The sequence below is a fragment of the Acinetobacter sp. KAM396 genome, assembly GCF_021602765.1.
GTDB lineage: Bacteria > Pseudomonadota > Gammaproteobacteria > Pseudomonadales > Moraxellaceae > Acinetobacter > Acinetobacter towneri_A.
Genome location: NZ_BPPH01000063.1, coordinates 1 through 4,688, shown reverse-complemented (window position 1 = coordinate 4,688; position 4,688 = coordinate 1). Strand labels below are relative to the sequence as shown.

Genomic DNA, 4,688 nt, shown 5'->3' with positions numbered 1-4,688 from the left:
ATTTTCCGTGATGCCTTGTCCCGTTTCTCTTGCTTCAGCTATTGCCAAAAGAATAAGACGTTGCTCAACAGTATCTAATGTATAACTTGCTTGAATCAGAGCATTATCTTTTACAACTAACTCGGCCATTTTTTAATATAAATCAAATTTAACTAGGTCATACCATAAACTATTTTAACTAGGTTGTAAAACGACCTATTAATTAGGTCGATAAACCTAGTTTTATGGGTCGATAAACCTAGTTTTATGGGTCGATAAACCTAGTTTTATGGGTCGATAAACCTAGTTTTATGGGCTTTGAAACATTTGCTATTAAAGGCTTTCAGCCTGTCTAAAAGCATTAAAAACTATTAAAAATAATTAAAAGCCTAGTCTGGTCAAAATTGCCCTTGGTTTTCGCTACGCTCAAACTCTATTGAATCTCGCTTTCGCTCGATTCGGGTGGGCAATTTTTTGGCTCTTTTCGTTGTGAATTTGAGAAAAAGCAAACGCAAGAGCAAAAGCAACTCGGAATTCGCTTCGCTCATAAAGCTTTATGCTCGCTTCGCTCGGTCTAGGCTCAAATTTTTGCATCTAAACTTCACTTTTTTAGGTTAATCAACCTAAAAAAGCGGTTTTTCAGAGGGCCGAGGCGCGAATTTGGGGACTGTCGCTCGTAGACACTCGCTTGGTTAAGCCGTTCTTATCGCTTATAGATGTAGTGTTATTTGCTTCTATTTGCGTTTAGAGACACTTTTTTGTTTTTTGGGTACTGATCTCTAGTTCGGTTTGAAATGATCGCACTATGGCGAAAATACAGCGTTTAAACGTGATGTTTGTTCATTGCTCTGGTGTTTTGTTGAATGGGTTTCTTGGGTCTTGTTTGGCTTCTTGTATAAATCGTTCAATTTCTTGATATTGGCCTGAGTTGGCAATTTCTTGGGTGACTGTCTGTAGATCCTTGTTGCTTTGTTGCATGGTTTTACCGATCAAGGCCATACGAAATAGGGTTTTCAGGTTGTCCAAGTCCTGATTGGAGTGGGTCATTTGAAACTTTGCTCGTTCAAAAACGCCTAGATAGAGTGAGCCGATAAAGTACTTGATCTGGTCTTCTCGTTTTTTCTGTTGTTTCTGGTTTTGTTTTTCCTTTTGTTGTTCTGGATTCAGGGCTTTTTCTATTTTCTGATTCAGGTTTTTCGCTGCGGTCTGGTGGCGTTGCGTTTTGAGGATCTCATCCAGTGCATCGTGCATGGCAAAGTAGGCATCGATGTCATGTTTTTGATGGAGCTTGAGGATGTTTTGTTCCAGTGCATTGCGTTTGGCAGGTTCGGTCTGTTGGATCAGTTGCAGCTGAAGCATGCGTTTGTTGTAGGCATTGCGTTCATAGCGACATTTTTGGATCAGTTGTCGGTCTTGCTCACTGAGATCCTGAAGACTCTTTTTGTTTTTGAGCATGTGCAAGCAACGTTCTTCAACTCGACGTTTGAACGGTAGATTGAGGATATGCGAGCCGAGTTCGTTGATTTCTTTTGCGGTGAGAACTAACGCTTTGCGTCCTGCCATTTGGATCTCATTTTGCCGTGGATTGAGACCATGTTATCGTCATCTTGTGGGCGTTTAAACTATTTTTTATGCCATGCATAAAAAATAGTTTATCTCGTTTCCGTGTCTTTTTTTGACAACAACCGCTAAAGCGATTATTGTCAAAAAAAGACACTCCTCCTCGCTCCTGCGGAGAGCCTCCTTTGCGAATTGGATCTCAGGTGAATTCGGCATGTTTTACATGAATATTCGGCACAATGTGAAGAAGGATTCCAGTTCCAAGAATACTTTCCATTATCTGACTCGGACGGCTCATTTTGCCGAGCAAAAGGCCGATGAGGAATTGGAGTTCGTGCGTTCTGGAAATATGCCTGCTTGGGCTGTCGATGCACCTGCGACTTTTTGGCACAGTGCGGATCGTTATGAGATTGCTCGAGGTCGAACCAGTTCAACGTTGACCGTAGCTTTGCCAAAAGAATTGTCGAAACAGCAGCGTAAAGAATTGGTCGAGGCCTTTATTCAGGAATTTGCTGATCAGTATCAGTTCCCTTATACCGCAGCGGTGCATAATCATCCGAGTGAGCTGACAGGTGAAGATCAACCGCATTTGCATCTGATGTATTCTGAACGGAGTCTGTCCGATGGGATTGAACGACCACCAGAGCAGTTTTTTAAGCAGTATCGTCCAAAGAATCCCACCAAGGGTGGCGCACAGAAATTAACGGCTGATGCGTTGGGCTTTGGCCGTGATCAGGTGAAAGCCTTTCGAGAAAAAACTGAGCAGCTGATTAATCAGGCCTTGGAAATGCATGCACCGATGAAAACCTTAATTCTGGAGGGTATGGAGATTGTTGTTCCGAATCGAGTGAGTCATTTGTCCAATCAGGAATTTAACCAGAAGTACGGAACGCAATTGCAGGATGTCCCACAGATCTACCGATGGAAGTTGAAAAGTGCCGATCCGATGATTCAGCTTGAAGTTGAGGCACAGAAGCACACCATTCAACAGATTCGACAATTTAACAAGCTCCAGATCTATCAAAAGGAGTATAACCAAGCCTTAGAGCAGCGTAAAAATCAAGACTTGGATCGTGATGATGGTTATACGCCATCATGGTTCTAGGGATATTGTGAGGTTTTAAATAAAGCTTTTGGAGGTCGTATGAAGACTGGAAAACAAATTCTTGAGGGTTTATTTGAAGATCAACGTGCTGCTGCACATGATCCCCATCATCCAGTGAATGATCAGCTTCGCGCCAGTCTATTGTGGAAGAAACATTTCCTTGAGTTGATTCAGATCCCACGGCATCAACTGAAATCAGATGATAGCTATGTTTTAGTATCTGATATTCCAGAGTGTTTTAAGACAGAGTTTGAGCAGTTTTTTTTAGGTCAGAACCTATTGCAGCATGTGGATCATCCTGATGAATCACGACTGGATAGCAAACGTTTAGACAGTTTTATTGCCTATCTGAAAGATCATCCAAGTTATAAATCAGAGCAGCGTGGCCAAGCATGAAAAAGAACGTAGATGCAGAGCGAATTCGGGCAGCGTTTAAGGCAACGCAAGGGATTGCGGAGCATGAGTTTGATCAACGTGTGATTAATGCTAGTCAAGCGGATGTTGATGCGATGATTGAAAGGATTGCCTCTGGGGAGTCGAGTTTTGAAGAGGAAGATGAGGTGTTAATGATGAAGTGGCGAGCTATGCAATAAAGGAATATTTATTCAAGAATATATTTAATTGAAAAAGATATTTAATCTAAGAACTGATTTAGATTCATACTTTAATTAAGAATTTGATTTTTAATTTAAAAAAATGTTGTTATGTTGAATTTATAAAAATTTAATACTACATTTTATTAAAATCTATTGTATTTAAGGTCAACTTATTTATAATTCAGGCCAAAATTTTTAAAAGCATTGCTTTTTAACTTTTTTAGATGTTATAAGACTAGAACAGATAGAGCTCACTATTACCAGTAATGAGGATTCTACCTGTCTAGTGCGTGTTGTATATTGCGTGCAAGCAATATTAAGTTGTAACTTCAGTACTTGTTTCTTCACTAGTTGACTCAAATAAGTCAATTAGCTCTTTTCTAGCTAAGAAATATCTGTTTTCAGTATTCGGAACTTTCTGAAAACCATATTTTTCGTAGAAGGTACGCACTTTCTCGTTTGATGTATCTACTACTACACCAACCCCACCAGCATGTTGACAAATCTCATAAATTCGCATTAATGCCTCAATGAGTAAAAGTTTTCCAAGTCCTCGCCCTTCAAAATTTTGGTCGATACCTAAACTTACTATTAAGTAAGCAGGGAGTGGTCTAGTAATTGGAACCCCCTTAACTAAACCAATTTGTTTTACCTCTTCCTTTGTAAGGTTAAATTGTACATCGATTGGTGTGATGGAATAGCAACCAATAATTTGCGTATCTGTTGCGTCTAACATCGTAAATCCTTTTGCTAGCCCTTTAGAATTTTGTTGTCCAAATTGGCTTTGCAAATGGGTATTAACCCATGGATCAGAACTGTTAAAGTTCTTTCGGCTCTCCTTTTGACATTCAGTTAAGTTGTCGTAGTCTTGCGTTAGTGGTTGGATCATTTAGAACCTCCGTATATGATTTAAAGGCCTCTTTCAAATTTTTATTAGAAAGTGCTGGGCCTTCAACTTGTTGTTTAAACCAAAGTGCATCTTCCAAGTTTGAAAAACTTAGAACCTTATAATTGTATTTCTCAATTATTTGCTCAGCTTCTCTAGTCGCAATTTGCACAATAAAACTGTTAAGCGTTGTTCCTGAGATTTCTGCAGCTTTATTCAAACGTTCATAAAGCTCTTTTGAAATACGTGCAGAAATACGCTCTCTTGAATCTAATGTTTTATTCATAATTTCCTTCTCCGTAGTTGATTGTTTTATAAAAACAAAACTCAAGATGGGTACTCGAAATCATAAAATTGTATAGGTAAAATTACCCTTTCTTTTGGCAGTACAAAAAATCTATGAATTTCGGCAGTTAATGCATTCGGAATGTCTATTTTGATGATATAGAACATTGAAAGAATTCGTGTAAGGTGTCTCATATTTAGTCCTGTTGTTTAAAACCCGTAAAATAGTTTTTAAATTTATAGTTAGTTAACGCTATATAAAGCCAGATTATTATAA

At 38.9% G+C, this 4,688-nt stretch carries 7 protein-coding genes; 3 read left to right on the top strand and 4 right to left on the bottom strand.

Going from position 1 to position 4,688, the window contains the following annotated elements; genetic code table 11:
* Together L6C30_RS14230 and L6C30_RS14225 are read right to left on the bottom strand one after the other, a co-directional pair.
* A partial coding sequence (locus tag L6C30_RS14230) for a RepB family plasmid replication initiator protein (RefSeq protein ID WP_236163414.1) occupies positions 1-129 on the bottom strand: 129 nt, incomplete at its 3' end.
* Positions 130-819: 690 nt separating this feature from the next.
* Complete coding sequence (locus tag L6C30_RS14225; RefSeq protein WP_236163302.1) at positions 820-1,542, bottom strand: hypothetical protein; 723 nt, start codon at positions 1,540-1,542, stop codon at positions 820-822.
* Between the two features lie 211 nt (positions 1,543-1,753).
* Here L6C30_RS14225 and L6C30_RS14220 point away from each other — a divergent pair, with 211 nt between their 5' ends.
* The 3 genes from L6C30_RS14220 to L6C30_RS14210 are packed head-to-tail and all read left to right on the top strand — an operon-like array spanning position 1,754 to position 3,237.
* Positions 1,754-2,644, top strand: a complete 891-nt coding sequence (locus L6C30_RS14220) for a MobA/MobL family protein (protein WP_236163303.1) — start codon at positions 1,754-1,756, stop codon at positions 2,642-2,644.
* A 39-nt stretch (positions 2,645-2,683) separates the two neighbouring features.
* Positions 2,684-3,040 (top strand): hypothetical protein, encoded by a 357-nt coding sequence (locus L6C30_RS14215; RefSeq protein WP_236163304.1) that lies wholly within the window; start codon positions 2,684-2,686, stop codon positions 3,038-3,040.
* The gene (locus tag L6C30_RS14210; protein WP_236163305.1) at positions 3,037-3,237 is read left to right on the top strand and encodes a hypothetical protein; all 201 of its coding nucleotides are present in this window, start codon (positions 3,037-3,039) and stop codon (positions 3,235-3,237) included. The genes L6C30_RS14215 and L6C30_RS14210 overlap by 4 nt, the downstream gene beginning before the upstream one ends.
* Positions 3,238-3,556: 319 nt before the next feature.
* On the opposite strand, the gene L6C30_RS14205 is transcribed toward L6C30_RS14210, so the two are convergent.
* Together L6C30_RS14205 and L6C30_RS14200 are read right to left on the bottom strand one after the other, a co-directional pair.
* Complete coding sequence (locus L6C30_RS14205; RefSeq protein ID WP_236163306.1) at positions 3,557-4,129, bottom strand: N-acetyltransferase; 573 nt, start codon at positions 4,127-4,129, stop codon at positions 3,557-3,559.
* Positions 4,089-4,412, bottom strand: coding sequence for a DUF1778 domain-containing protein (locus L6C30_RS14200; protein ID WP_236163307.1), 324 nt, complete (start codon positions 4,410-4,412; stop codon positions 4,089-4,091). Before L6C30_RS14200 ends, L6C30_RS14205 begins: the two co-directional genes overlap by 41 nt.
* Between the last annotated feature and the right edge of the window lie 276 nt (positions 4,413-4,688).

Coding starts and splice junctions, on each gene's coding strand:
- L6C30_RS14225 (WP_236163302.1), bottom strand. CDS start 1,542: ATGGCAGGACGCAAAGCGTTAGTTCTCACCGCAAAAGAAATCAACGAA.
- L6C30_RS14200 (WP_236163307.1), bottom strand. CDS start 4,412: ATGAATAAAACATTAGATTCAAGAGAGCGTATTTCTGCACGTATTTCA.
- L6C30_RS14210 (WP_236163305.1), top strand. CDS start 3,037: ATGAAAAAGAACGTAGATGCAGAGCGAATTCGGGCAGCGTTTAAGGCA.
- L6C30_RS14215 (WP_236163304.1), top strand. CDS start 2,684: ATGAAGACTGGAAAACAAATTCTTGAGGGTTTATTTGAAGATCAACGT.
- L6C30_RS14220 (WP_236163303.1), top strand. CDS start 1,754: ATGTTTTACATGAATATTCGGCACAATGTGAAGAAGGATTCCAGTTCC.
- L6C30_RS14205 (WP_236163306.1), bottom strand. CDS start 4,129: ATGATCCAACCACTAACGCAAGACTACGACAACTTAACTGAATGTCAA.